Source organism: Pseudomonas sp. PvP028, from assembly GCF_017832255.1.
In the GTDB taxonomy this organism is placed as follows: Bacteria; Pseudomonadota; Gammaproteobacteria; order Pseudomonadales; family Pseudomonadaceae; genus Aquipseudomonas; species Aquipseudomonas syringae.
This window is the reverse complement of the sequence record NZ_JAFIBL010000001.1, coordinates 2501097-2525645: the sequence shown is the minus strand read 5'-3', so window position 1 is coordinate 2525645 and position 24549 is coordinate 2501097. Positions and strand designations below refer to the sequence as shown.

The window sequence follows — 24549 nt, the reverse complement described above, 5'->3', positions numbered from 1 at the left end:
GGAGAACCCGGCGCATCCGTCCCGCCGCCGTACGCTCTAATTAAGGTCACATTGATGGACATGCAATCCCGAATTCGCCGGCTGTTCCAGGCCAGCATCGAAACCAAGCAACAGGCGATGGAAGTCCTTGCACCCTTTATCGAGCAAGCCAGTCAGGTCATGGTCAATGCCCTGCTCAACGAGGGCAAAATGCTCGCGTGCGGCAACGGCGGCTCAGCTGGCGACGCACAGCACTTTTCCTCGGAACTGCTCAACCGCTTCGAACGTGAGCGGCCGAGCCTGCCGGCAATTGCACTGACCACCGACAGCTCGACGATCACCTCGATCGCCAACGATTACAGCTACAACGAAATCTTCTCCAAACAGATCCGCGCACTGGGTCAGCCAGGCGATGTATTGCTGGCCATTTCCACCAGCGGCAACTCGGCGAATATTATTCAGGCCATCCAGGCCGCACATGATCGCGAAATGATTGTCGTAGCATTGACGGGACGCGACGGTGGCGGCATGGCCTCACTGCTATTGCCTGAGGATGTGGAGATCCGCGTACCCGCCAATGTCACGGCACGCATACAAGAAGTCCATCTGCTGGCGATCCATTGCCTTTGCGATTTGATCGACAGCCAACTGTTCGGGAGTGAAGAATGACCCCTAATCGTCTCAGCCTACTGGTTCTGACACTGTGCCTCAGCATCACCGGATGCAGTTCGGTGATCACGGCCACTCGCGAAAAACCGATCGAAGATGATCGCGGCACGCGCACCTTCGGCAGCAAGATCGATGACTCGCTGATCGAGACCAAGGCAGCCGTCAACATCTCCAAGGCCAGCCCTGACCTCGCAGAGGGCTCGCACATCGTCGTGACCAGCTTCAACGGCATCGTGCTGCTGGCTGGCCAGACACCGCGTGCCGACCTCAAGGCCATGGCCGAACAGGCCGCCAGCGCCGTTCAGCGCGTCAAGAAGGTCAACAACGAACTGCAGGTGATGGCGCCCTCCTCGCTGCTGGCGCGCAACAACGATGCCTGGCTGACGACCAAGGTCAAAAGCCAGATGATCGCCGACGCATCCATCCCCGGCTCGCGTATCAAGGTGGTGACCGAGAACGGCATCGTGTTCCTGCTGGGCCTGGTAACCCAGGACGAAGCCAATCGCGCCACCAACCTGGTACAGGGCGTCTCCGGCGTACAGAAGATCGTCAAACTCTTCGAGTACATCGACTGACGGGTAACCGGCAGGCATGAAAAAGGCGATCCGAAGATCGCCTTTTTTATTGCCCGTTTTTTACTTCACGACCTTCAGACTCGGCCTGCCACTCGGACGCGGCGGTTCGCTGTCTGGCGGAGGCGTATCGTCTTCGATCTCGATCTCTATTTCCTCACCCTCTTCCATGGAAGGCTCCAGATCGAAAACCATGCCCTGACCGTTCTCGCGGGCATAAATACCCAGGATGGCAGCGACAGGTACATAAAGCGTGTGCGGCACACCGCCGAAGCGGCCTTCGAAGCTCACCGCTTCGTTATCCATATGCAGATGACGCACGGCACTCGGCGAAACATTCAGGACAATCTGCCCGTCATTGGCAAATCCTTGTGGGACCTGCACAGCCGGGTAATCCGCATTGACCAGCACATGCGGGGTGCAATCGTTATCGACGATCCACTCATAGAGAGCACGAACAAGATAAGGGCGACTGGAGTTCATTAACGGCTCCTTAAGCCTTAGCGCATTTCACGTTCGGCATCAGACAGACTCGTCTGAAAAGCCTCACGCGCAAATTGGCGCTCCATATAATCAAGCAACGGCTTGGCAGGCCGCGGCAATTCAATACCCAAAATTGGCAAACGCCAGAGTATGGGGAGTAGACAGCAGTCAACAAGACTTAGCTCGTCACTCATGAAAAAAGCTTTTTCCGCGAACAACGGGGAAACCCCGGCCAGACTCTCACGGAGCTCCTTGCGCGCCTGAACACGAGCAGGCTCTTTGCTGCGCGTATCCAGAATCAGGTCGACAAGGCCGCACCAGTCTCTCTGGATACGATGGATCAGCAAACGACTGTTGGCACGAGCAACCGGATAGACGGGCAGCAGAGGCGGATGTGGATAGCGCTCATCCAGGTACTCCATCACCACGGTCGACTCGTACAACGCCAGGTCACGATCAACGAGGGTCGGCACACTGCCGTATGGATTTACTTCAATCAGCTGCGGCGGATGACGACCTGCCACCACTTCAATGATTTCGGCGCTGACACCCTTCTCGGCGAGCACAATGCGTACGCGATGAGAATAGTGGTCGGCGGGGTCGGAGTAGCAGGCCAACCGGTTGGTCACGCCCATGGCGATCCTCCTCGCTTGTTAAAATTTATCGGACAGACGAACGAACGCGCTTGAAGGGCGCATCCGATAATGAACGCAACAGGACAGGTGTTCGTCGCGGGCCACAAGATAGCTCATTTACGCGATGTAAATTCCGTAATCTTCGTCGACAGGCGGATAAATTTCACAATATCGACGCAAAACGAGCAACGCAAAAACATCCTGACCGTAAAAATCACGCCCATAAAAAAACGCCCAGCCCCGCGAGGGGATGGACGTTCTTTCTTTGAACGAAGAGCGTATTAACGCTTCGAGTACTGCGGACGCTTACGCGCTTTACGCAGACCGACTTTCTTACGTTCAACTTCACGAGCATCGCGAGTCACGAAGCCTGCTTTACGCAGAGCGCCACGCAGCGTCTCATCGTACTGCATCAGAGCGCGAGTGATACCGTGGCGGATTGCGCCAGCCTGACCACTCACACCGCCACCGATAACGGTGACGTAGATGTCGAACTTTTCAACTGTCTCGGTCAGTTCCAGCGGCTGACGAACTACCATGCGGGCAGTTTCGCGGCCGAAGAAATTATCCAGGGAGCGGTTGTTGATCGAGATGTTACCAGTACCCGGACGCAGGAAAACGCGAGCGGTTGCGGTCTTGCGACGGCCAGTGCCGTAATTTTGAGTCGCCGACATAATGAACTATTCCGTTAAAACTTCAGTTCTTGGGGCTGCTGAGCAGTATGAGGGTGTACAGCGCCCGCATAGACTTTCAGCTTACGATACATGTCGCGACCCAGCGGGTTCTTAGGCAGCATGCCTTTGACCGCGGTCTCGATCACGCGCTCAGGAGCTTTGGCGATCAGCTTTTCGAAGTTGATCGACTTGATCCCGCCCGGAAAACCGGAGTGTGAGTAGTAGATCTTGTCGGTGGTCTTGGCACCAGTAACGCGGATCTGCTCGGCATTGATCACGACGATGTAGTCGCCAGTATCAACGTGCGGAGTGTATTCCGGTTTGTGCTTGCCACGCAGACGGCTCGCGATTTCGGTGGCCAGACGACCCAGGGTCTGACCAGCAGCGTCGACGACGAACCAGTCGCGCTTAACTGTTTCCGGTTTAGCAGTAAAAGTTTTCATTCTTTATAGCCTCAGGGGCCGCCCTGAAAATTAGACGGCGGATCTTACTGAATAGTGCGTACTTTGACAAGTCAAAGGCAGCCGGAAACAGACGCTATCGGGGGCTCGGGTCAGCGCGTCCGTTATACGGCAAGATTCTTCGGCAGACGGCGCATCACTTCCACTGCAAAGAGCTGGCGGATTATACAGACTGTAAAAATAACCTCAACCGGATTTTTTGTTCACATTCTGTTTATTGCCTGCGGGGCGTGGATTGGCGGATATTTACCCTCTTAGCACAAAGCCATCATGGGAGCCCTGCCAAGGAGCCCCACGTAACGAGGCTGGACAGTTTTGGCAAAAAATAAGACGATCCAGCCGTCGCTTGACCATTTACCCATATAAGAATAACGATTATGCCGATCCAACACGCCACTCTTCTGCGCCGCGTAAGCATCCTGACCACGGACAAGATGTTTGCCTCCACTGTCATGCAGGCCAAGGATTTCTTCCATCTGGCGAGCCTGCGCTACAGCAAGCAACTGGGCAATGGCCTGGTACCCGCTTTCGAAACGCGCCTGGTCAGCCCGGACGGGCTTTCGGTCAGCAGCTTCAGCGATGTCACCCTGCCGGTCGACGGCGCGCTCTGCCAGAGCGACATCATCGTCATCCCGGCCTTCTGGGACGATTTTGAAACCCTCTGCCAGCGTTATCCACAGATCCTGCCGTGGTTGCGCGAGCAGCACGCCAACGGTGCCGTACTCTGCGCCGAAGCCACCGGCGTCTACTGGCTTGCCGAAGCCGGCTTGCTGGACGGCAAGGAAGCGACGACCTACTGGCGCTTTTTCAGCGCATTCGCCGAGCGCTATCCCAAGGTCCTGCTCAATCAGGAAAAGCACCTGACCGACGCCGACAACGTGTATTGCGCGGGCGGCACGACCTCGGCCTGCGATCTGTACATTTATCTGATCGAGCGCTTCTGCGGCGCCAATGTAGCCCAGGCCGTCGCCCGCGACATCCTCTATGAAGTGCGTCGCACCTACTCGCCGGGGCGAATCGGTTTTGGCGGTCAGAAGCTTCATCAGGACGTGGTCATTCTGCAGATCCAGCACTGGCTGGAAGAGCACTTTGCCGACAAGTTCCGCTTTGAAGACGTGGCCCGTGAGCACGGCATGAGCATTCGCAATTTCATGCGCCGCTTTCAGACCGCCACAGGCGACAAGCCGCTGCATTACCTGCAACGGCTGCGGATCGAAACGGCAAAGGGATTGCTGTCGGGGACGCGCAAGAGCATCAAGACCATCAGCTACGAAGTGGGCTACGACGACGCCAGCTTCTTTGCCCGACTGTTCCGCCAGCACACCGAGCTGTCACCCAATCAGTATCGGCAACAGTTCGAGGGTCAGAGGGAGAAGCTATAAGCTGCAAGCTGCAAGCTGCAAGCTGCAAGAGCCTGGGCTTTTAGCTTGCGGCTTGCAGCTTGAAACTTGCCGCTGCGACTAGGGCTTGTGTGCCCGCGAGAGGAACTCGTGGGATTGCATTTCCAGCAGACGGCTGAGGGTGCGCTGAAACTCGAACATCAACCGGCCACCGGTGTACAGGTCCTTCAATTCGACCTCTGCCGAGATGATCAGCTTGACGTTGCGATCGTAGAACTCGTCGACCATGTTGATGAAGCGTCGGGCGATGTCGTCAGTGGCAACGTCCATCTGCTCGACGCCGCTGATCAGCACGGCATGGAAGATCTTGCCCAGCTCGATGTAGTCGTTCTGACTGCGCGGGCCGTCGCACAACTCACGGAAGTCGAACCACGCCACATCGTCACAGGTGCGCAGCGCACGGATCTCGCGGTTTTCGATCATCAACACATCGTTTTCGATGGTTTCCGCGCAATCCGGAGTCAGCGCCTTGAAGCTTTTACGCAGGCTCTCCTGTGCAACTTCGTTGAGCGGGAAATGGAACAGTTCAGCCTGCTCCAGGTGACGCAGACGGTAATCGACGCCACTGTCGACGTTGACGATGTCGGTGTTCTGCTTGATCAGCGCGATGGCCGGCAGGAAACGCGCCCGCTGCAGGCCGTCCTTGTACAGGCCGTCCGGAACGATGTTGGAAGTGGCCACCAGCGTCACGCCGTTCTTGAACAGCTCTTCCATCAGCGTGCCGAGGATCATGGCATCGGTGATATCGGAGACGAAAAACTCGTCGAAACAGATGACCCGCGCCTCATCGGAAAAACGCCTGGCGATGATCGTCAACGGGTTTTTCTCGCCCTTGAGAGTCTTCATCTCTTCGTGCACGCGCTTCATGAAGCGGTGGAAGTGCGTACGGACCTTGTCCTGAAACGGCAGTGCGTCGAAGAACGTATCGACCAGATACGTCTTGCCGCGGCCTACGCCACCCCAGAAGTACAGCCCCTTGACCAGCGTCTGCTCTTTCTTGCCGAACAGTTTGCCGAACAGGCCGGGCTTGCTGTCGTGAGCGGCGATCAGATCGTCGTACAGGCGCTGCAGATGACGCACAGCGTTTTCCTGCGCGGCATCGTGAAAGAAGTCCGGGCGTTTCAGATCAGCTTGATATCGTTCTAGGGGCGTCATAATTCGTTAGCAAGGCAACAAAAACGGGTCGTCACTGTAGCGACGACCCCGGGGATTGGCAATCAGTCCTGTTGAGGAGCGAGCGCCAGCTTGAGTGTTTCGATGGCACTGTCGCGCGCGGCAGCGTCGGCGAATACCGGGCTGTCCGCCACACAGGCGCCGTCCAGCCACAGCGTGAAGCGATCGTCTTCGCTGCGCAGGTCCAGTTCGCCGCCCTGCTGCAACTGCTTGCTGACCACGCCTGCAGCCTTGCCATCGGCAAAGTTGCGCGACAACAGCAACTGCTCGCCATCGGCTGCCAGCAGACGGAAGCGGAAGCTACCGTCGTCTTCACGGAAGCTGACGAAACGAGCGCCCTTGCTGGCCTTTTTCTTGCCCGTGTCAGCGTTCTGCACCACGGTACGGAACGACCGCAGGCCCACCGCCTCGCGCAATTCCTCGAGGAATGGGGTGGCGACACGTCGGGCTTTCTGCGCGCCAGCGAGCAGGATGTCTTCCAGATCGGCAGGACGCTCGATCAGCCCCAGATACTTTTCACGGGGTTCGCTCAGCTGTGCATCCAGCAACGTGAACAGACGATTCTTGGCTTCACCCCAGCCCAGGCCCTGCAACAGGTCAGAGCGGAATTCGGCGCACTGCTCGGCCGTCGAGAAGGCCTGATACAGGGTAAACAGGTGCGAGGTGTCCGGGTCTTTCGCTTCGCCCGGGGCACGCGAGTCGGTGACGATGCGCGATATCGCGCTTTTCATGTCCTTGGCACCGCTGAACAACGGGATGGTGTTGTCGTAGCTCTTGGACATCTTGCGACCGTCCAGACCTGGCAGCGTAGCCACGCTCTCTTCGATCAGTGCCTCGGGCATGACGAAGAATTCCTTGCCATTGCCGAACAGGTGATTGAAACGCTGACCGATGTCACGGGCCATTTCAACGTGCTGAATCTGGTCGCGACCTACCGGAACCTGATGCGCATTGAACATCAGGATGTCGGCAGCCATCAGCACCGGGTAGCTGTACAGTCCCATGGTGATGCCTGCATCCGGGTCTTCGCCACCTTCCACGTTCTTGTCCACCGACGCCTTGTAGGCGTGGGCGCGATTGAGCAGGCCCTTGGCCGCGACGCAGGTGAGCAGCCAGGTCAGTTCCGGGATTTCAGGAATGTCCGACTGGCGATAGAAGGTCACACGATCGACGTCCAGCCCCGCCGCCAGCCAGGTCGCGGCGATTTCCAGACGCGAGCGCTGAATGCGCAGCGGGTCATCGCATTTGATCAGCGCGTGGTAGTCGGCCAGAAAGTAGAACGAGTCGAAATCGCTCTGACGGCTGGCGACAATGGCCGGGCGAATGGCGCCCGCGTAGTTGCCCAGATGGGGAGTGCCGGTGGTCGTGATACCGGTCAGGATACGAGTGGTCATGGCAGGTCGCTTATCAATAGGATGCAATACGGGTTGCAATCAGCTGGAAAGTCGCGGCAGGAGCAGATCTTTCAGATCAGTCAGCTTGCCGTGAAAAAAGTGTCCGCATTCTGCCACTTTCAGCAGCTCATGGGGACGTTGCAACGCGGCGGACCATGCATAGACCGTCTCAGGGTCGATCACTTCGTCGTTCTCCGGCTGAATGATCGTCAGCGGGCAAGCCTTGGGCAGTACGCTTTGGTCCTCAAGGCGCGACGCCGCAGCCGCAATCAGAAACAGATGCGTGAGCTTTTCACCCTGCGCTTCCAGCCTGCCACCCAGGTTTGCAGCAACGTAGCCGCCAAAGGAAAATCCGAGCAGGGTCATCGGCATATCTGGATGTTGCGCCCGCAGCCATTGGGCGGCAGCCTGGGCATCATCGATCTCGCCCGGCCCGGCAACCGAGGTACCGGCACTGGCACCGACGCCGCGATAATTGAAGCGCAACGTGATCAAACCCTGATCGCGTGCGGTACGCTGCAACGTCGAGACGACTTTATTGAGCATCGTTCCGCCCTGTATCGGGTTAGGATGACAGATCAGTGCAACACCTCGGGCGTCGGGGACATCCTGATACAGCGCTTCGAGCTGGCCTTCAGGGCCATCGATAAATAATGGGGTTTCACGCATGAGCAAAACAGAACTCCGTGACCTCGAAATGGGTCGACTCGTCTAGCTGATTGTCTGCGGCATGCATATCAACGATACGTCGCGGGTATACAGCGCAGGTTCGAGCCGTTAACGTAAAGCAAAGCCGTTTATAGAGGAAGGACTCGTGGAACACTCGCTCTTAGTCTGGTTGTTGCCGACGCTCGCCCTGGTGGCCGGCGTCGTCATTGGTTTTCTGGTGGCACGCCTGCTGCCCAACACCGTTCCGAACAGCACCCAGCGCCAGCTGGATGACATTCAGGAGCGTTTCGACGCCTATCAGAACGAGGTAGTCACGCACTTCAACAGCACGGCCAATCTGGTACAAAAGCTTTCACAGAGCTATCAGGATGTTCAGGAACACCTTGCCGAGGGCGCCAACCGTCTGGCTCTCGACGAGCTGACCCGCCAACGCCTGCTGGCCGCCCTGCACCCTGAGGCCAATCATGCGCACCGCGATCATCGCGACCGCCTGACCCCGCCACGTGACACTGAAACACCCAAGGATTACGCGCCCAAGTCGCCCAACTCCCCGGGCATGCTGGATGAGCATTACGGCTTGAAGAAGTAAGCTTTCGCAGCCACACAAAAAGCCCGCCGCAGAGAGCATCTGCGGCGGGCTTTTTTTGTAGGATCGAAACTGTAATCCCTTGCGGAGGCAAGCCCCCTGCCAGGGGATATGAATCAGATCGCGCCGCGGCTGCGCAGCAGATCCAGCACCTGCCTGACGCTTTCTTCCACGTTGAGTGTCTGCGTGTCGATCACCAGATCGGCATTCAGCGGCACGTCATACGGGAAGGACTCGCCAGGGATATTGTCGCCATCAGCGGCATACAGGCCCTGCGGATCACGCTCGCGGCAGACCGTTGGCGACGCCTGTACATAGACGGTGAGCAGGCGATCCTTGCCGATCAGCGCCTTGGCGCGCTCACGCCCTTCGGCGTCCGGCGCAACGAATGCGGCCAGGGTCAACAGGCCGGCTTCGTTGAACTGACGCGCCACATGCGCGGCACGGCTCCAGTTCTCGGTACGACCTGCACGATCCTGTGGCAAGCCTTTGTTCAGGTCATGACGCAGGTTCTGACCGTCCAGCACATAGACCGCACGGCCCATGTCGAACAGCTTGCGCTCGACCGCATAGGCCAGCGTGCTTTTACCCGCGCCGGAAAGGCCGCTGAACAACACGGTGGCCGGTTGCTGACCGAAGCGCTGCGCGCGCTCCTCAGTGGAGACGTGGGCCAGTTCGCCATGGTGCTGCGAGCCGCCACCTGAAACCGGCTTGGCGATGATCATGCCCGCCGCAACGGTGCCATTGGTCAAACGATCGATGACGATGAACGAACCCGTGGTGCGGTTGCTGCTGTAGCCGTCCAGCGCGATGGGCGCATCGAGGCTGACCTTGACGCGGCCGATCTCGTTCAGTTGCAACGAGCTGGCAGGGCCTTCCTCCAGTGTGTTCACATCGACCCGGTGGGTGATGCTGGCAATGGAGCCTGGCACATAGCTGGTGGCGCGCTTGATGTCGTACTTCTTGCCCGGCAGCATCGGTTCTTCGGCCATCCACACCAGCATGGCATCGAACGCATCGCTGACCTGCGGAACATTGTCGGCATGCACCAGCAGGTCACCACGGGAAATGTCGATCTCGTCTTCCATGGTCAGCGTCACCGCCTGACCCGGCCCCGCCTGCTCCAGCTCGCCTTCAAAGGTGACGATGGACTTCACACGGCTGCTCTTGCCCGACGGCAGCACGACGATCTCGTCGCCCTTGTGCACGATGCCGCTGGCCAGCGTACCGGCGAAACCACGGAAGTTCAGATTCGGACGGTTGACGTACTGCACCGGGAAACGCAGGTCCGCATAGTTGCGGTCGCTGGCGATTTCGACCGTTTCGAGAATTTCCATCAGCGACTGGCCGGTGTACCACGGCGAACGCTCGCTCTTGTTCACCACGTTGTCGCCCTTGAGCGCCGACATAGGTACAAAAGCCATGGTGGTCGGCTTGAACGCGATGCCCTCGGCAAACTTCAGGTAATCGGCCTTGATCGACTCGAAAACGCTTTCATCGAAGCCGTTGAGGTCCATCTTGTTGATGGCGACGACGATATGCTTGATGCCCAGCAGCGAGGCGATATAGCTGTGACGACGGGTCTGGGTCTGCACGCCGTAGCGGGCGTCCACCAGAATGATCGCCAGGTCACAGGTCGACGCACCGGTGGCCATGTTGCGGGTGTACTGCTCGTGGCCCGGGGTGTCGGCGATGATGAATTTGCGCTTGGCCGTGGAGAAATAGCGATAAGCGACATCGATGGTGATGCCCTGCTCCCGCTCGGCCTGCAGGCCATCCACCAGCAACGCCAGATCGACGTCATCACCCGTGGTACCGGACTTCTTCGAGTCACGGGTGATGGCTTCCAGGTGATCCTCGTAGATCATCTTGGAGTCGTGCAGCAAACGCCCGATCAGCGTGCTCTTGCCGTCATCGACGTTGCCACAGGTAAGAAAGCGCAGCATTTCCTTGCGTTCGTGCTGGCCCAGGTAGGCGAGGATGTCCTCGCTGATCAAATCAGATTGATGCGACATGTGACACCCCTTAGAAATAACCCTGACGTTTCTTTTCTTCCATCGAACCAGCGCCGTCATGGTCAATGACCCGGCCCTGGCGTTCGGAAGTTCGCGTCAGCAACATTTCCTGAATGATGTCGGTCAGGCTGGTCGCTTCGGACTCGACGGCACCGGTCAGCGGGTAGCAGCCCAAGGTGCGGAAACGGACCTTTTTCTTGACGATGCGCGACTTCTCTTCATCGGTGAGATGCTCGAGGATGCGCTCGTCGTCGATCATGATCAGCGTGCCGTTCTTCTCGATAACGTCGCGCTCGGCGGCGAAATACAGCGGCACGATCGGGATGCCTTCAAGGTAGATGTACTGCCAGATATCCAGCTCGGTCCAGTTGGAGAGCGGGAACACACGGATCGACTCACCTTTGTTGACGTTGCCGTTGTAGACGTTCCACAACTCGGGACGCTGGTTTTTCGGGTCCCAGCGGTGCTTGCTGTCGCGGAACGAGTAGACGCGTTCCTTGGCCCGGGACTTCTCTTCGTCGCGTCGGGCACCGCCAAAGGCAGCGTCGAAACCATGCTTGTCGAGCGCCTGCTTCAGGCCCTCGGTCTTCATGATATCGGTGTGTTTGGCGCTGCCATGGGTGAACGGGTTGATGCCCTGCGCCACGCCATCGGGGTTGATATGGGTGATCAGGTCCAGGCCCATTTCCTCGACCATCTGGTCGCGAAAGCGATACATCTCCTGGAATTTCCAGCGGGTATCGACGTGCATGACCGGGAATGGCAGTTTACCGGGGAAGAATGCCTTGCGCGCCAGGTGCAGCATCACGGCCGAATCTTTGCCGATCGAGTACAGCATCACCGGGTTATCGAACTCGGCGGCGACCTCGCGGATGATGTGGATGCTTTCCGCCTCCAGCTGTTTCAGATGCGTCAGTTTGTCAACCATGGCTACTCACGGATTGCGTTCGTTATGGACCGGGAAACCCCGGGGCGGCCAGCGGGCCGTATTCGAGCCGGGCACTTTAACATGCGTGATATCGCTAATCAGCGATGCAACTAGATCGAAACGATCTATGCATATGCCCTGCTGTTTGATCGTTCAAATCGGGTTCGGACAGTCGATAAAGATATGCTCGAGCGCAAAGCGCCGCGCCAGGTAGTCGCCCAGTGCCTGCACGCCGTAGCGCTCGGTGGCATGATGGCCGGCGGCGATGAAGCTGATGTCGTTCTCTCGTGCGCTATGAAACGTCTGCTCCGACGCTTCGCCACTGAGGAACAGGTCGACGCCCTCAAGCACCGCCTGATCGATGTAGTTCTGCCCCCCACCCGTGCACCAGCCGACACGGCGAATCATCTGACTGCCTTCGATGAGCAATGGCTCACGCCCCAGCGCGTCCTGCACGCGACGAGCGAAATCCCGCGCAGTCATGGGTTCGGACAGCGAACCGATCAGCCCGACCACACGCGGGTTTTCAGGGTCCAGAGGGCCTTCGACCGTGATGTCCAGTTGACGCGCCAGTTGCACGTTGTTGCCCACCTCGGGGTGCACATCCAGCGGCAGGTGGTAGGCCAGCAGGCTGATGTCATGCTTGAGCAAGGTTTTCAGGCGACGCTGCTTCATGCCCACGACACACGGGTTTTCGCCCTTCCAGAAATAACCGTGGTGGACCAGAACCAGATCAGCCTGAGCGTCGACTGCCGCGTCCAGCAGGGCCTGACTGGCCGTCACGCCACTGACGATGCGCATGACTTGCGGCCGCCCTTCGACCTGCAGGCCATTGGGGCAGTAATCCTGAATCCGGGCACTGTTCAGATAGCGGTCGGCTTCTTCGACCAGGGTGCTCAGGGCAACAGCCATAAAAGACTCCTAAATATGCAGTTCAGAGCTGCGTTGTACTCGTATAATGCCCGCCATTATGGCGCACCCGTGGCAAAACTTTCTGCGCCCGCAACCATCAGGACTTGTTAAATGTTCAAGGCACTGCGTTTTTTCGGCTGGCCATTGCTGGCTGGCGTGCTTATCGCCATGCTGATTATTCAGCGCTACCCGCAGTGGGTCGGCCTGCCGAGTCTGGATGTCAATCTGCAACAGGCTCCACAGACCACCAACGTCATGCAAGGTCCGTCTTCCTATGCCGACGCGGTCATTGCCGCAGCGCCCGCGGTGGTCAACCTCTATACCACCAAGATGGTCAACAAGGGCAACAACCCGCTTTTCGAAGACCCGCAGTTCCGACGTTTCTTCGGCGATAACACGCCCAAGCAGAAGCGTATGGAATCGAGCCTGGGTTCTGGCGTCATGATGAGCCCCGAAGGCTACATACTGACCAACAACCACGTCACCACCGGCGCGGACCAGATCGTGGTCGCGCTCAAAGACGGCCGCGAAACCATTGCCCGGGTCATCGGCAATGACCCGGAAACCGACCTGGCGGTGCTCAAGATCGACCTGAAAAACCTGCCGGCGATTACCATCGCGCGCTCTGACAGCATCCGCATCGGCGATGTGGCACTGGCGATCGGCAACCCGTTCGGGGTCGGCCAGACCGTGACCATGGGCATCATCAGTGCCACCGGGCGCAATCAATTGGGCCTCAACACCTACGAAGACTTCATTCAGACCGATGCGGCCATCAACCCGGGTAACTCGGGTGGCGCGCTGGTGGACGCGAGCGGCAATCTGATCGGTATCAACACCGCGATCTTTTCCAAGTCCGGCGGCTCGCAGGGCATCGGCTTCGCCATTCCGACCAAGCTGGCTATGGATGTCATGAAGTCGATCATCGAGCATGGTCAGGTCATTCGTGGCTGGCTGGGCATCGAAGTTCAACCTCTGACTCAGGAACTGGCCGAATCCTTCGGGCTTAAGGATCGTCCAGGTATCGTCGTGGCGGGCATCTTCCGCGACGGACCGGCGCAGAAAGCCGGGCTGCAACTGGGCGACGTGATCCTGAGCATCAATGGCGAACCTGCCGGCGACGGTCGTCGCTCGATGAACCAGGTGGCGCGCACCAAACCCAAGGACAAGATTGCTATCGACGTGATGCGTAACGGCAAGGAAATGCGCCTGAGCGCCGAAGTCGGCCTGCGCCCACCGCCCGCCCCGACACCCGTCGCCGCGCCGGAGTGACGCCGCCATCTGGAAGTGCGGTACAACGCAGATCTGTGACGCCGGGAATAAAAGGTGTCCACGCTTCTGCCCGGAGGGCGTGAGAGCGAGGTGTTTTAGAGCCATGTGAAACACTCACACAGGTCCGGGGTGTTTTCAAGCCTTGTGGATTACTCACACAGGTCGGCTGTGTTTCGAGCCATGCGAATGCCCTGCGGCACTGATGACCTGGTGGGAGCGAGCTTGCTCGCGAAGACGGTGTTTCAGTCGATGCATTTTCGGCGCTTGTACAGACCCTTTCGCGAGCAAGCTCGCTCCCACAGGTACGGGGTGTTTTCGAGCCATGTGAAAAACTCCACAGGTCCGGGTTGTCTTCAAGCCATGTGGATTACTCACACAGGTCGGCTGTGTTTCGAGCCATGCGAATGCCCTGCGGCACTGATGACCTTGTGGGAGCGAGCTTGCTCGCGAAGACGGTGTTTCAGTCGATGCATTTTCGGCGCTTCTACAGACCCTTTCGCGAGCAAGCTCGCTCCCACAGGTCCGTGGTGTTTTTCAAGCCATGTGAAACACTCACTCAGGTCCGGGGTGTTTTTCAAGCCATGTGAAACACTCACTCAGGTCCGGGGTGTCTTCAAGCCATGTGAAACACTCACACAGGTCCGAGGTGTTTTCGAGCTATGTGGATTACTCACACAGGTCGGCTGTGTTTCGAGCCATGCGAATGCCCTGCGGCACTGATGACCTTGTGGGAGCGAGCTTGCTCGCGAAGACGGTGTTTCAGTCGATGCATTTTCGGCGCTTCTACAGACCCTTTCGCGAGCAAGCTCGCTCCCACAGGTACGGGGTGTTTTCGAGCCATGTGGATTACTCACACAGGTCGGCGATGAGTGACGGCGCAGAGTCAGCCCGTTTTCGGGCTGACCGATCCGCTTCTCAGATGTCGCTCAGACCTTCCAGCAATGCCTGATGCTGCTCTGGCGTGCCGATGCTGATGCGCAGGAACTGGGCGATTCGCTGCTGTTTGAAGTGACGGACGATGACGCCCTGTTCGCGCAATTTGGCTGCCAGTGCTGCGGCATCATGTTGCGGGTGGCGGGCGAAGATGAAGTTGGCTGCCGATGGCAGAACCTCAAAGCCTTTGCCCTGCAACTGCTCGACCAGTACCTCGCGGCTTTCGATGACCTTGTTGCGGGTGGTTTCGAAGTGCTCGCGATCCTCGAAGGCGGCCGCCCCGCCTACATTGGCCATGCGGTCCAACGGATAGGAGTTGAAGCTGTTCTTGATCCGCTCCAGCGCCTCGATCAGATCAGGATGACCCACCGCCAGGCCGACGCGCAGACCGGCCAGCGAACGCGACTTGGACAGGGTCTGGGTGACCAGCAGGTTCGGGTAACGATCGACCAGCGTAATAGCTGTCTCGCCACCAAAGTCGATATACGCTTCATCGACGACCACCACCGAGTCCGGGCTGGCCTTGATGATCTGCTCGACCTTGTCCAGACCGAGCAGGCAACCGGTCGGCGCATTCGGGTTGGGGAAGATGATCCCGGCATTCGGTCTGGCGTAGTCTTCGGCACGAATCTGGAACTGCTCATCCAGCGGGACCAATTCGTGATCGATGCCATACAGGCCGCAATACACCGGATAGAAGCTGTAGCTGATATCCGGGAAAAGCAGCGGAGCATCGTGCTGAAACAAGGCGTGAAAAATGTGCGCCAGCACCTCGTCCGAGCCGTTGCCCAGGAACACCTGATTGGGCTGCACCTTGTAGTAATCGGCGACAGCATGCTTGAGCAGATCGCTGTTGGGGTCCGGATAAAGGCGCAAATCGTCGGTCAGCGCGGCGCGCATGGCGTCGATGGCCTTTGGCGAAGGGCCATACGGGTTTTCATTGGTATTGAGCTTGACCAGGCGGGTCAGCTTCGGCTGTTCGCCCGGCACATAAGGCACCAGATCGCTGACAAAAGGGCTCCAGAATTTGCTCATTATTTGCCGTCCTCTGTGTTGCCTGCTTTCCAGTCAGGGTCAGTGATTCGATATTCGGCGCTGCGCGCGTGGCCGCTCAGGGACTCGCCACGAGCCAGCACGGACGCTGTCTTGCCCAGCTCGGACGCACCTTGCGGCGAGCAATAGATGATCGACGAGCGCTTCTGGAAATCGTAGACGCCCAGCGGCGAGGAAAAACGCGCCGTGCCGGAGGTCGGCAGCACATGGTTGGGACCTGCGCAGTAATCGCCCAGCGCTTCGGAGGTGTGGCGCCCCATGAAAATCGCACCCGCATGGCGGATCTGCGGCAGCCAGGCTTCCGGATCGGCGACCGACAATTCGAGGTGCTCGGGCGCGATGCGATTGGCGACTTCGATGGCCTGGGCCATGTCAGACACCTTTATCAGGGCGCCGCGACCGTTGATCGACGTTTCGACGATGGCCGCCCGCTCCATGGTCGGCAGCAGACGGGTGATGCTGGCCGCCACCTTGTCGAGAAATTCGGCATCCGGACTGACCAGAATGGCCTGGGCATCTTCGTCGTGCTCGGCCTGGGAGAACAGGTCCATGGCGATCCAGTCAGGATCGGTCTGGCCGTCACACACCACCAGAATCTCGGAAGGACCAGCGATCATATCGATCCCCACCTGACCGAAGACGTGACGCTTGGCGGTCGCCACATAGATGTTGCCAGGGCCAACAACCTTGTCGACTTTCGGCACGCTTTCAGTGCCGTAAGCCAGCGCGGCAACAGCCTGCGCCCCGCCAATGGTGAACACCCGGTCGACCCCTGCAATGCAGGCAGCAGCCAGCACCAGTTCGTTGATTTCACCACGCGGCGTCGGCACGACCATGACCACTTCGGTCACACCTGCCACCTTGGCCGGTATGGCGTTCATCAATACCGAAGACGGATAGGAAGCTTTGCCACCCGGCACGTACAGACCTGCACGGTCCAACGGCGTGACCTTCTGGCCCAGCACCGTGCCGTCGGCCTCGGTGTAGCTCCAGGAATCCTGCTTCTGCTTTTCGTGGTAACTGCGCACACGCTCGGCGGCCTTTTCCAGGGCTTCGCGCTGAACCGGGGTTATGCGCGTCAACGCCAGTTCCAGGCGCTCGCGGGGCAGAATCAGGTCGGCCATTGAGGCAACCTGCAGCCCGTCGAACTTCTGGGTGAACTCGACCAGCGCCGCGTCGCCACGCTCACGCACCGCCTTGATGATGTCGAGCACGCGCTGGTTGACCGAGTCGTCAGACACACTTTCCCAGCTCAGCAGATGATCCAGATGTCGTGCGAAATCCGGGTCAGCAGCATCGAGTCGGCGAATTGCAGTGGGAGTGGTCATAGCGGGGCCTCAATAATTGGCGGATGCTCAGGAGCCTAAAGCTACCAAGCTATCCGCGCAGGCACCTGAGAAATTTGGCTATGACACGGATAGCTGGACGCAACTCAACGTTGCGTGAAGGGATCAGCTACGGTGTCGCGACTCCACTGCCTTGCGCAGGGTGTCGATGAGAGCCTGAATACGTGCGTGCTGCATCTTCATGGAGGCCTTGTTCACCACCAGACGCGAGCTGATGGTCGCGATCAGCTCCTGGGGCTCCAGGCCGTTGGCGCGCAGGGTATTCCCGGTGTCGACCACGTCGATGATCTTGTCTGCGAGGCCAATCAGCGGTGCCAGCTCCATGGAGCCGTACAACTTGATGATATCGACCTGACGGCCCTGCTCTGCGTAGTAACGCTTGGCGACGTTGACGAACTTGGTCGCCACGCGCAGACGCCCCTTGGGCTCGACCGCACCGATGGCACCCGCGGTCATCAGCTTGCACTTGGCAATCTGCAGGTCCAGCGGCTCATACAGGCCCTGACCGGTGTATTCCATCAGCACATCCTTGCCCGCGACACCCAGGTCGGCGGCACCATGCTCGACATAGGTCGGCACGTCGGTGGCACGCACGATCAGCAGGCGCACATCGGCCTGAGTCGTGGGGATGATGAGCTTGCGGCTCTTGTCCGGATTCTCGGTCGGCACTATGCCGGCTTCAGCGAGAAGCGGCAGAGTGTCGTCAAGAATGCGGCCCTTGGACAGTGCGATGGTCAACATGGGAAACGTAAGTCCTTATCAGGAAACTTTTGTCACGACGCAAGCGGCGCATGACAACCCTCAGGCCTGTTGACCTGAAGTGAAACGAATCAGAAATTACACCCGCGACAGAACAGGCGGCCCCGATGCCAGTGGCATCAGGACCGCATGCTGCTAGCCCGGAACGCGGCGGATCTTGGCACCCAGCATTTGCAGCTTCTCTTCGATGCACTCGTAACCACGGTCTATGTGGTAGATGCGGTCGATCAGCGTGTCGCCCTGGGCAACCAGCGCCGAGATCACCAGACTGGCCGATGCACGCAGGTCGGTCGCCATGACTGGCGCGCCCTTGAGCACTTCGGTGCCGGTAACAATGGCGGTGTTGCCTTCAACCTGAATCTGAGCGCCCATGCGGTGCATTTCATACACGTGCATGAAGCGGTTTTCGAAGATGGTCTCGATGACCGCCCCCGTGCCTTCGGCAATCGCGTTGAGCGAGATGAACTGCGCCTGCATGTCGGTCGGGAACGCCGGATAAGGCGCAGTACGCACATTGACCGCCTTTGGACGCTTGCCGTGCATGTTCAGCTCGATCCAGTCTTCACCGGTCGTAATTTCCGCACCGGCTTCCTGAAGCTTGAGCAGCACAGCTTCGAGGATGGTCGGATCGGTGTCCTTGACCTTGACGCGACCGCCGGTAACGGCAGCGGCCACCAGATAGGTGCCGGTTTCGATACGGTCGGGCATGACCTTGTAGGTGGCCGGGCCCAGACGCTTGACGCCATCGATGGTGATGGTATCGGTACCTGCGCCGTGGATCTTGGCACCCATTGCAATCAGGAAGTTGGCCAGATCGACAACCTCTGGCTCGCGCGCGGCGTTCTGCAGCACGCTGCGACCGTTGGCGAGGCTGGCAGCCATCATGATGTTTTCAGTACCGGTCACGCTCACGGTATCGAAGAAGAAGTTGGCACCGCGCAAGCCACCCTCGGGTGCCTTGGCCTTGATGTAGCCACCTTCGACGTCAATGATCGCGCCCATGGCTTCAAGGCCACGGATGTGCAGGTCGACCGGACGCGAACCGATGGCACAGCCACCTGGCAGAGCCACTTCGGCCTCGCCGAAGCGAGCGACCATCGGGCCCAGCACCAGAATCGACGCACGCATGGTTTTCACCAGTTCGTACGGCGCGACCAGAGTCTTGATGGTTCGCGGGTCGATTTCGACACTGAGCTTTTCGTCGATCACAGGCTCGATGCCCATGCGACCGAACAGCTCGATCATGGTCGTGATGTCGTGCAGGTGCGGCAGGTTCTGAACAGTGACGGGTCCGTCCGCCAGCAACGTGGCGGCAAGGATCGGCAGGGCAGAGTTCTTTGCCCCGGAAATGCGAATTTCGCCATCAAGACGAACGCCGCCGGTAATAATCAGTTTATCCATTAGAGTCTCGACACCAATTGGCTCAGGAACGCTCGGCCCATGCAGCGCGGCTGAAAAATTTCATGGTCACCGCGTGGATGCTGCCATCGGCAATCCAGGGGTTCAGATGGGTATAAATCTGTTGCTGACGTTTGACCGGGCTCAGGCCGGCCAACTCGTCGCTGATGATATTCAGCTGGAAGTTGCAGCCTTCGCCTTCGACTTCCACTTTGATTTCCGGCAGCTTTCCTTCAAGGAAGCTTTTAACTTCTACGGCCTGCATGCTTAACCTCGATCGGCGCTGTACGCGCGCGGGTCTGGCATCATACAAAAAAAGCCCATGTTATGCGAAGCCCGACAAGCAGGTCCCGGATAAAGGGCTTTTTCGATAGTGCTTTTCAGTGGGCGTCCAGCAGCTCGGTCAAACCTGATACGCGAGCTATCTGGCGCATGTCTTCGGGGAGCGAGCGCAACGTCATGGACTTGCCCGCATCCCGGGCATCGCGCATGAACGCCAGCAACAAGGCCAGACCGACGCTGCTGGACTTCTCGACACCCGAGCAGTCCAGCGTGAGGTCTGCAAGATCACCGGATTTGATCAGTGCCGCACCCTGCTTGCGCAGTTGCGGCCCTGTGCGGTAATCCAGCACACCAATCAGCCTGAGCTCACCCGGCCCGACAAGGCGAACGGCAGATTCGGTCATTGCACCGGCTTCTGCGTAGCATCGACGGTAGATTTGGTCTTGGCCACTTCGCCAGCCCAGTTGTTGATGGTGGTGTCCAGGTTGTTGCCGTTGCGCTGCATCGCATCAGCGAACTGATCACGGAACAGTTTGCCGATATTGATACCGTTGATGACAACGTTACGCACTTTCCACTCGTCGTTCAGTTTGACCAGCGTGTAGGACACCGGATAAACCGCGCCGTTACTGCCCTTGACCTGCATGTCAACGCTGGTGCGGTCATTGCCTTCGTCCTTGGCAGGTGCGACGGTGATGCCCTGATTGTTGAATTCAAGCAAGGCATTGCCATAGAACTGCATCAGGCTTCGCTTGAAGTTTTCCTCGAAACGCTTCACCTGTTCGGGACTCGCCTTGCGGGAATACTTCACGGTCATGATGCTTTTGGAGATGCCATCGGCATCCACGACAGGACCGACGATGCGGTTCAGTGCATCGTAGAACGCGCTTGGGTTGGCTTTGTACTGCTCGCGATTGGTCGCCAGGTCACTCAACAGTTCCTTGGTGGTGCGCTCCACCAGGTCATGAGCCGACGGGGTGGCCGCGGCATTCGCCAGCATTGGCAGAGTGGCCAGCAATACCAGCAGGCCACGGCGCAGAATAGAGATCATTTGAAGCTCCTCACTTGGCGTCTTTACTAACAGTATTGAGCAGGAATTTTCCGATCAGGTCTTCCAGCACCAGCGACGACTGCGTGTCATGGATAGTCCCGCCATCCTTGAGCAGCTTGTCATCGCCACCGACGCTGAGACCAATGTATTTTTCACCCAGCAAACCGGCCGTCAGAATCGACGCAGTCGAGTCCGAAGGCAGGTTATCGACCTTCTTCTGAATTTCCAGTGTGACGCGACCGGTAAAGGTATCGCGATCCAGATCGATCGCCGTCACCTTGCCGATCGTGACACCAGCCATGCTTACCTTGGCTCTGACAGTCAAACCGGCAATATTGTCGAAGTAGGCATAAAGTTTATAGGTGTCGGTGCTTGCGCTCGTGCTCAGACCACTGACTCGCAGGGCCAGCAGGAGCAGAGCCAGTATCCCCGCCAGCAGGAACAGACCGACTCCGGTTTCGATGGCACGGTTTTGCATCAGAAATCTCCAAACATCAAAGCGGTCAAAATAAAGTCCAGTCCCAGCACGGCCAACGAGGCGTAAACGACGGTTCTGGTCGTCGCGCGACTGATCCCCTCGGAAGTAGGCTCGCAATCGTAACCCTGGAAAACGGCAATCCATGTCACCACGAAGGCAAATACGACGCTTTTGATCACCCCATTGAGCACATCGTTCGTGAAAGAAACGCTGTTCTGCATGTTCGACCAGAAAGAACCGTCATAGACTCCCAGCCAATCGATCGCCACCCAGGAAGCGCCCCAGATACCGACCACGCTGAAAATCATCGCCAGAATCGGCAGCGAGATGAACCCGGCCCACAGACGCGGCGCAACGATGTACTTGAGCGGGTCGACACCGATCATTTCAAGGCTCGACAGCTGCTCGGTGGATTTCATGTTGCCAATCTCGGCGGTCAATGCCGACCCTGCACGACCGGCGAACAGCAAGGCCGTCACCACAGGACCAAGCTCACGCAGCAGGGTCAGGGCAACCATCTGGCCGACCGCCTGCTCCGAACCGTATTTGGTCAGAATGCTGAAACCCTGCAGCGCCAGTACCATGCCGATAAACATGCCGGACACCACAATGATGACCAGCGACATGACACCTACCGAATACAGCTGCCTGACCAGCAATTGAAAACTGCTGCCCGCACCGCCGCGACCGAGCAAGGCATGCACCAGAAACAGACCGGAGCGCCCCAGAACAGTAACAATATCAATGGCCGACCGCCCCAGCAGGCGAACCCGGTCCATCAGTGACTTATTGCGCATCAGCGCTTCCCCAATAGATCTTCGCGAAAATCCGGCGCCGGATAGTGGAACGGTACAGGACCGTCAGGCTCGCCGGTCATGAATTGACGAATACGTGGATTGTCCGAGGACATCAGTTCCTGAGGCGTACCCTGCCCCAGCACCTGCCCGTCGCCGACAACATATAGGTAGTCGGCAATGCTCGCAGTCTCGCTGAGGTCATGCGACACCACGATGCTGGTAATACCCAGCGCGTCGTTGAGCAGGCGGATCAGACGCACCAGCACCCCCATCGCAATCGGGTCCTGCCCGACGAAGGGCTCGTCATACATGAGAATCTGCGGATCAAGAGCGATTGCGCGCGCCAGCGCGACACGACGCTTCATGCCGCCCGACAATTCGTCCGGCATCAGCTCCACCGCGCCGCGCAGGCCTACGGCCTGAAGCTTGAGCAGAACGATGTCGCGGATCATTTCTTCCGGCAGCTCGGTGTGCACGCGCAGGGGAAAGGCGACGTTTTCGAAAACATCCAGATCGGTAAACAGCGCACCGCTCTGAAACAAAACGCCCATCTGCTTGCGGGCATCGAACAGATCACTGCGCGACAGCTCCGGCAGATTCTGGCCGTTGACCCACACCTGCCCTTCGCTCGGGCGCAACTGGGCACCCATCAGGCGCAGCAGGGTCGTCTTGCCGCAGCCTGACGGCCCCATGATCCCGGTGACCTTGCCGCGCGGAATACGAATATCAACGTTATTGAAAATGCTGCGCGCACCGCGTTTGAAAGACACACCTTTCAACTCGACCGCATAGGCGTCATCAGGACTCATCTAAACTCCTTGCGATACAGCTTCCACCCCGAGCCGCCGGTTTTTGAACACCGAGAGGCCGCCCAGGCGTGCCGAACAGGCCGCGAACTATATCACCGCAGCCACCCGCCCCCAAGAAGAGAACCGAGCGGTTCAGGTATTCGCTGAATTATTCTGTACCACAATGTTATGGCCACAGGCTTGAATACAGACACGCAGGTGCGTAGGAAATTCGTTTAAAAACAACACAACGACGATCAGACGTGAGGGAATCGTTCATTACAGCTATAATCGCCGCCTTTCAGCAGGCTGATCCTCTCCAGACATGAACCAATCCAGTGACCTGATCCAATCGGCGCAACGCACCATTCGCCTTGAGATAGAAGCCATACAAGGCCTTCTTGAACGTCTTGACGGCGACTTCGTGCGCGCGTGCGAAATGATCCTCGCCAGCAAAGGGCGTGTGGTCGTGGTCGGGATGGGCAAGTCCGGACACATCGGCAACAAGATCGCTGCCACACTGGCGAGCACCGGCACCACCTCGTTTTTCGTGCATCCGGCCGAAGCCAGCCACGGCGACATGGGCATGATCACCCGCGATGACATCATCCTGGCCCTGTCGAACTCCGGCAGCACCAACGAAATCGTCACCCTGCTGCCACTGATCAAGCGCCTGGGCATAAAGATGATCAGCCTGACCGGCGACTCCGAGTCCATTCTGGCCAAGGCTGCCGACATCAACCTCAACGCGCATGTCGTGCATGAGGCCTGCCCGCTCAACCTGGCACCGACGTCCTCGACGACCGCCGCACTGGTCATGGGCGACGCTCTCGCCGTGGCGCTGCTCGACGCACGTGGTTTTACCGCCGAAGATTTCGCATTCTCCCATCCGGGCGGCGCATTGGGTCGCCGCCTGCTGCTCAAGGTCGAGAATGTGATGCACTCCGGCGAATCACTGCCCAGCGTGCAACGCGGCACTCTGCTGCGCGACGCGCTGCTTGAAATGACTCGTAAAGGTCTGGGCATGACGGCTATCGTCGAGGCCGACGGCACACTGGCCGGCATCTTCACTGACGGAGACTTGCGCCGGACATTGGACCGGCCTGTCGATATCCGCCAGACCATCATCGATGAGGTCATGACGCTTCATGGCAAGACCGCCCATGCCGAGATGCTCGCTGCCGAGGCGCTGAAGATCATGGAGGACAACAAAATCAGTGCGCTTGTTGTCGTAGATCAGAACGACCGTCCGGTTGGCGCATTCAATCTGCAGGATCTCCTGCGCGCAGGCGTCATGTAATGGAAACCGAAATAATGACCCAGGATCTCATGCAACGCGGCAAGGCCATCAAGCTGGCAATCTTCGATGTCGATGGCGTGCTGACAGATGGCCGCCTTTACTTCATGGAAGATGGCAGCGAGATCAAGACATTCAATACTCTCGACGGCCAAGGCATTAAAATGCTGATAGCCTCGGGGGTCACCACCGCGATCATCAGTGGCCGCAAGACCGCGATAGTCGAGCGCCGGGCAAAGAGCCTGGGCATTGAACACCTGTTTCAGGGACGTGAAGACAAACTGGTGGTACTGGACAAGTTGCTGGCAGAACTCAACCTGAGTTACGAACAGGTCGCCTATCTGGGTGATGATCTGCCAGACTTGCCCGTCATCAGACGCGTCGGTCTGGGCATGGCAGTGGCCAATGCTGCCGGCTTTGTACGCGAGCACGCACACGGGATAACCAGGGCGCGAGGCGGCGAAGGTGCAGCGCGCGAATTCTGCGAACTGATTCTGAGTGCGCAAGGCAACCTTGAAGCGGCTCACTCCGCCTATTTATAGAAG

At 58.5% G+C, this 24549-nt stretch carries 27 protein-coding genes; 7 read left to right on the top strand and 20 right to left on the bottom strand.

What is annotated here, in order from left to right; all coding sequences use genetic code 11:
* Positions 1 to 54: 54 nt before the first annotated feature.
* Positions 55 to 648: a phosphoheptose isomerase gene (locus JOE34_RS11280; RefSeq protein ID WP_003418801.1), complete on the top strand. Its 594-nt coding sequence runs from the start codon at positions 55 to 57 to the stop codon at positions 646 to 648.
* The gene (locus tag JOE34_RS11275) at positions 645 to 1223 is read left to right on the top strand and encodes a BON domain-containing protein (protein WP_003313570.1); all 579 of its coding nucleotides are present in this window, start codon (positions 645 to 647) and stop codon (positions 1221 to 1223) included. Before JOE34_RS11280 ends, JOE34_RS11275 begins: the two co-directional genes overlap by 4 nt.
* 60 nt (positions 1224 to 1283) lie before the next feature.
* On the opposite strand, the gene JOE34_RS11270 is transcribed toward JOE34_RS11275, so the two are convergent.
* From JOE34_RS11270 to rplM, 4 genes are all read right to left on the bottom strand, one after another.
* A complete protein-coding gene (locus JOE34_RS11270) occupies positions 1284 to 1703 on the bottom strand; it encodes a ClpXP protease specificity-enhancing factor (RefSeq protein WP_003418802.1) in 420 nt (139 codons plus the stop codon).
* 17 nt (positions 1704 to 1720) lie between these two features.
* Positions 1721 to 2338, bottom strand: a complete 618-nt coding sequence (locus JOE34_RS11265; RefSeq protein ID WP_003424513.1) for a glutathione S-transferase N-terminal domain-containing protein — start codon at positions 2336 to 2338, stop codon at positions 1721 to 1723.
* A gap of 281 nt (positions 2339 to 2619) precedes the next feature.
* Positions 2620 to 3012: a 30S ribosomal protein S9 gene (gene rpsI, locus JOE34_RS11260; protein ID WP_002555064.1), complete on the bottom strand. Its 393-nt coding sequence runs from the start codon at positions 3010 to 3012 to the stop codon at positions 2620 to 2622.
* A 14-nt stretch (positions 3013 to 3026) separates the two neighbouring features.
* The gene (gene rplM, locus JOE34_RS11255; protein WP_002555065.1) at positions 3027 to 3455 is read right to left on the bottom strand and encodes a 50S ribosomal protein L13; all 429 of its coding nucleotides are present in this window, start codon (positions 3453 to 3455) and stop codon (positions 3027 to 3029) included.
* 494 nt (positions 3456 to 3949) lie between these two features.
* On the opposite strand from rplM, the gene JOE34_RS11250 reads away from it, so the two are divergent.
* Complete coding sequence (locus JOE34_RS11250) at positions 3950 to 4855, top strand: GlxA family transcriptional regulator (RefSeq protein WP_161633437.1); 906 nt, start codon at positions 3950 to 3952, stop codon at positions 4853 to 4855.
* 78 nt (positions 4856 to 4933) lie between these two features.
* On the opposite strand, the gene zapE is transcribed toward JOE34_RS11250, so the two are convergent.
* The 3 genes from zapE to JOE34_RS11235 form a co-directional block, all read right to left on the bottom strand.
* Positions 4934 to 6028, bottom strand: a complete 1095-nt coding sequence (zapE, locus tag JOE34_RS11245) for a cell division protein ZapE (protein WP_003340671.1) — start codon at positions 6026 to 6028, stop codon at positions 4934 to 4936.
* A 62-nt stretch (positions 6029 to 6090) separates the two neighbouring features.
* Positions 6091 to 7440, bottom strand: a complete 1350-nt coding sequence (locus JOE34_RS11240; RefSeq protein ID WP_010423673.1) for a tryptophan--tRNA ligase — start codon at positions 7438 to 7440, stop codon at positions 6091 to 6093.
* 39 nt (positions 7441 to 7479) lie between these two features.
* Complete coding sequence (locus tag JOE34_RS11235; RefSeq protein ID WP_010423671.1) at positions 7480 to 8109, bottom strand: alpha/beta fold hydrolase; 630 nt, start codon at positions 8107 to 8109, stop codon at positions 7480 to 7482.
* A 145-nt stretch (positions 8110 to 8254) separates the two neighbouring features.
* On the opposite strand from JOE34_RS11235, the gene JOE34_RS11230 reads away from it, so the two are divergent.
* Positions 8255 to 8698 (top strand): DUF1043 family protein, encoded by a 444-nt coding sequence (locus JOE34_RS11230; RefSeq protein ID WP_003340664.1) that lies wholly within the window; start codon positions 8255 to 8257, stop codon positions 8696 to 8698.
* Positions 8699 to 8811: 113 nt separating this feature from the next.
* Here JOE34_RS11230 and cysN read toward each other — a convergent pair whose 3' ends face one another.
* From cysN to JOE34_RS11215, 3 genes are all read right to left on the bottom strand, one after another.
* Entirely contained in the window at positions 8812 to 10710 is a 1899-nt protein-coding gene (gene cysN, locus JOE34_RS11225; protein ID WP_003418808.1) for a sulfate adenylyltransferase subunit CysN, read from the bottom strand.
* 10 nt (positions 10711 to 10720) lie between these two features.
* The gene (gene cysD, locus JOE34_RS11220) at positions 10721 to 11638 is read right to left on the bottom strand and encodes a sulfate adenylyltransferase subunit CysD (RefSeq protein ID WP_003313577.1); all 918 of its coding nucleotides are present in this window, start codon (positions 11636 to 11638) and stop codon (positions 10721 to 10723) included.
* Between the two features lie 153 nt (positions 11639 to 11791).
* Positions 11792 to 12550: a Nif3-like dinuclear metal center hexameric protein gene (locus tag JOE34_RS11215; protein WP_003364071.1), complete on the bottom strand. Its 759-nt coding sequence runs from the start codon at positions 12548 to 12550 to the stop codon at positions 11792 to 11794.
* A 111-nt stretch (positions 12551 to 12661) separates the two neighbouring features.
* Between JOE34_RS11215 and algW the strand changes: the two genes are divergently transcribed.
* Positions 12662 to 13822: a Do family serine endopeptidase AlgW gene (gene algW / locus JOE34_RS11210; protein ID WP_003340656.1), complete on the top strand. Its 1161-nt coding sequence runs from the start codon at positions 12662 to 12664 to the stop codon at positions 13820 to 13822.
* 915 nt (positions 13823 to 14737) lie between these two features.
* Here algW and hisC read toward each other — a convergent pair.
* The 10 genes from hisC to JOE34_RS11160 form a co-directional block, all read right to left on the bottom strand.
* Positions 14738 to 15790: a histidinol-phosphate transaminase gene (hisC, locus tag JOE34_RS11205; RefSeq protein WP_010419160.1), complete on the bottom strand. Its 1053-nt coding sequence runs from the start codon at positions 15788 to 15790 to the stop codon at positions 14738 to 14740.
* Complete coding sequence (gene hisD / locus JOE34_RS11200) at positions 15790 to 17136, bottom strand: histidinol dehydrogenase (RefSeq protein WP_003424521.1); 1347 nt, start codon at positions 17134 to 17136, stop codon at positions 15790 to 15792. Before hisD ends, hisC begins: the two co-directional genes overlap by 1 nt.
* Before the next feature lie 123 nt (positions 17137 to 17259).
* Positions 17260 to 17895: an ATP phosphoribosyltransferase gene (gene hisG, locus JOE34_RS11195; RefSeq protein WP_002555077.1), complete on the bottom strand. Its 636-nt coding sequence runs from the start codon at positions 17893 to 17895 to the stop codon at positions 17260 to 17262.
* Between the two features lie 153 nt (positions 17896 to 18048).
* Positions 18049 to 19314 (bottom strand): UDP-N-acetylglucosamine 1-carboxyvinyltransferase, encoded by a 1266-nt coding sequence (gene murA, locus JOE34_RS11190; RefSeq protein ID WP_003395244.1) that lies wholly within the window; start codon positions 19312 to 19314, stop codon positions 18049 to 18051.
* Between the two features lie 22 nt (positions 19315 to 19336).
* Positions 19337 to 19576 carry a BolA family protein gene (locus JOE34_RS11185; RefSeq protein ID WP_002555079.1) on the bottom strand — a complete coding sequence of 80 codons (240 nt, stop codon included), beginning with the start codon at positions 19574 to 19576 and terminating at the stop codon, positions 19337 to 19339.
* Positions 19577 to 19691: 115 nt separating this feature from the next.
* On the bottom strand, positions 19692 to 19997 hold the full coding sequence (locus JOE34_RS11180) for an STAS domain-containing protein (RefSeq protein WP_003313585.1): 306 nt from the start codon (positions 19995 to 19997) through the stop codon (positions 19692 to 19694).
* On the bottom strand, positions 19994 to 20644 hold the full coding sequence (locus tag JOE34_RS11175; RefSeq protein ID WP_003395243.1) for an ABC transporter substrate-binding protein: 651 nt from the start codon (positions 20642 to 20644) through the stop codon (positions 19994 to 19996). Before JOE34_RS11175 ends, JOE34_RS11180 begins: the two co-directional genes overlap by 4 nt.
* 10 nt (positions 20645 to 20654) lie before the next feature.
* Positions 20655 to 21122 (bottom strand): outer membrane lipid asymmetry maintenance protein MlaD, encoded by a 468-nt coding sequence (gene mlaD, locus JOE34_RS11170; RefSeq protein ID WP_003313587.1) that lies wholly within the window; start codon positions 21120 to 21122, stop codon positions 20655 to 20657.
* Positions 21122 to 21919: a lipid asymmetry maintenance ABC transporter permease subunit MlaE gene (gene mlaE, locus JOE34_RS11165; protein WP_003313588.1), complete on the bottom strand. Its 798-nt coding sequence runs from the start codon at positions 21917 to 21919 to the stop codon at positions 21122 to 21124. Before mlaE ends, mlaD begins: the two co-directional genes overlap by 1 nt.
* Positions 21919 to 22728, bottom strand: a complete 810-nt coding sequence (locus tag JOE34_RS11160; RefSeq protein ID WP_003313589.1) for an ATP-binding cassette domain-containing protein — start codon at positions 22726 to 22728, stop codon at positions 21919 to 21921. Before JOE34_RS11160 ends, mlaE begins: the two co-directional genes overlap by 1 nt.
* Before the next feature lie 304 nt (positions 22729 to 23032).
* On the opposite strand from JOE34_RS11160, the gene JOE34_RS11155 reads away from it, so the two are divergent.
* Together JOE34_RS11155 and JOE34_RS11150 are read left to right on the top strand one after the other, a co-directional pair.
* Complete coding sequence (locus JOE34_RS11155; RefSeq protein ID WP_003313590.1) at positions 23033 to 24007, top strand: KpsF/GutQ family sugar-phosphate isomerase; 975 nt, start codon at positions 23033 to 23035, stop codon at positions 24005 to 24007.
* Positions 24007 to 24546 (top strand): HAD family hydrolase, encoded by a 540-nt coding sequence (locus tag JOE34_RS11150; RefSeq protein WP_004416184.1) that lies wholly within the window; start codon positions 24007 to 24009, stop codon positions 24544 to 24546. The genes JOE34_RS11155 and JOE34_RS11150 overlap by 1 nt, the downstream gene beginning before the upstream one ends.
* Positions 24547 to 24549: the final 3 nt, after the last annotated feature.

What these genes read in the sequence shown, in the direction of transcription:
- mlaE (WP_003313588.1), bottom strand. Translation starts at nt 21,919, where the DNA reads ATGCGCAATAAGTCACTGATGGACCGGGTTCGCCTGCTGGGGCGGTCG.
- JOE34_RS11270 (WP_003418802.1), bottom strand. Translation starts at nt 1,703, where the DNA reads ATGAACTCCAGTCGCCCTTATCTTGTTCGTGCTCTCTATGAGTGGATC.
- JOE34_RS11240 (WP_010423673.1), bottom strand. Translation starts at nt 7,440, where the DNA reads ATGACCACTCGTATCCTGACCGGTATCACGACCACCGGCACTCCCCAT.
- JOE34_RS11175 (WP_003395243.1), bottom strand. Translation starts at nt 20,644, where the DNA reads ATGATCTCTATTCTGCGCCGTGGCCTGCTGGTATTGCTGGCCACTCTG.
- hisD (WP_003424521.1), bottom strand. Translation starts at nt 17,136, where the DNA reads ATGACCACTCCCACTGCAATTCGCCGACTCGATGCTGCTGACCCGGAT.
- zapE (WP_003340671.1), bottom strand. Translation starts at nt 6,028, where the DNA reads ATGACGCCCCTAGAACGATATCAAGCTGATCTGAAACGCCCGGACTTC.
- JOE34_RS11155 (WP_003313590.1), top strand. Translation starts at nt 23,033, where the DNA reads ATGAACCAATCCAGTGACCTGATCCAATCGGCGCAACGCACCATTCGC.
- JOE34_RS11185 (WP_002555079.1), bottom strand. Translation starts at nt 19,576, where the DNA reads ATGCAGGCCGTAGAAGTTAAAAGCTTCCTTGAAGGAAAGCTGCCGGAA.
- cysN (WP_003418808.1), bottom strand. Translation starts at nt 10,710, where the DNA reads ATGTCGCATCAATCTGATTTGATCAGCGAGGACATCCTCGCCTACCTG.
- murA (WP_003395244.1), bottom strand. Translation starts at nt 19,314, where the DNA reads ATGGATAAACTGATTATTACCGGCGGCGTTCGTCTTGATGGCGAAATT.
- rpsI (WP_002555064.1), bottom strand. Translation starts at nt 3,012, where the DNA reads ATGTCGGCGACTCAAAATTACGGCACTGGCCGTCGCAAGACCGCAACC.
- JOE34_RS11280 (WP_003418801.1), top strand. Translation starts at nt 55, where the DNA reads ATGGACATGCAATCCCGAATTCGCCGGCTGTTCCAGGCCAGCATCGAA.
- JOE34_RS11160 (WP_003313589.1), bottom strand. Translation starts at nt 22,728, where the DNA reads ATGAGTCCTGATGACGCCTATGCGGTCGAGTTGAAAGGTGTGTCTTTC.
- JOE34_RS11180 (WP_003313585.1), bottom strand. Translation starts at nt 19,997, where the DNA reads ATGACCGAATCTGCCGTTCGCCTTGTCGGGCCGGGTGAGCTCAGGCTG.
- mlaD (WP_003313587.1), bottom strand. Translation starts at nt 21,122, where the DNA reads ATGCAAAACCGTGCCATCGAAACCGGAGTCGGTCTGTTCCTGCTGGCG.
- hisG (WP_002555077.1), bottom strand. Translation starts at nt 17,895, where the DNA reads ATGTTGACCATCGCACTGTCCAAGGGCCGCATTCTTGACGACACTCTG.
- algW (WP_003340656.1), top strand. Translation starts at nt 12,662, where the DNA reads ATGTTCAAGGCACTGCGTTTTTTCGGCTGGCCATTGCTGGCTGGCGTG.
- JOE34_RS11235 (WP_010423671.1), bottom strand. Translation starts at nt 8,109, where the DNA reads ATGCGTGAAACCCCATTATTTATCGATGGCCCTGAAGGCCAGCTCGAA.
- JOE34_RS11275 (WP_003313570.1), top strand. Translation starts at nt 645, where the DNA reads ATGACCCCTAATCGTCTCAGCCTACTGGTTCTGACACTGTGCCTCAGC.
- JOE34_RS11215 (WP_003364071.1), bottom strand. Translation starts at nt 12,550, where the DNA reads ATGGCTGTTGCCCTGAGCACCCTGGTCGAAGAAGCCGACCGCTATCTG.
- JOE34_RS11265 (WP_003424513.1), bottom strand. Translation starts at nt 2,338, where the DNA reads ATGGGCGTGACCAACCGGTTGGCCTGCTACTCCGACCCCGCCGACCAC.
- rplM (WP_002555065.1), bottom strand. Translation starts at nt 3,455, where the DNA reads ATGAAAACTTTTACTGCTAAACCGGAAACAGTTAAGCGCGACTGGTTC.
- JOE34_RS11150 (WP_004416184.1), top strand. Translation starts at nt 24,007, where the DNA reads ATGGAAACCGAAATAATGACCCAGGATCTCATGCAACGCGGCAAGGCC.
- cysD (WP_003313577.1), bottom strand. Translation starts at nt 11,638, where the DNA reads ATGGTTGACAAACTGACGCATCTGAAACAGCTGGAGGCGGAAAGCATC.
- hisC (WP_010419160.1), bottom strand. Translation starts at nt 15,790, where the DNA reads ATGAGCAAATTCTGGAGCCCTTTTGTCAGCGATCTGGTGCCTTATGTG.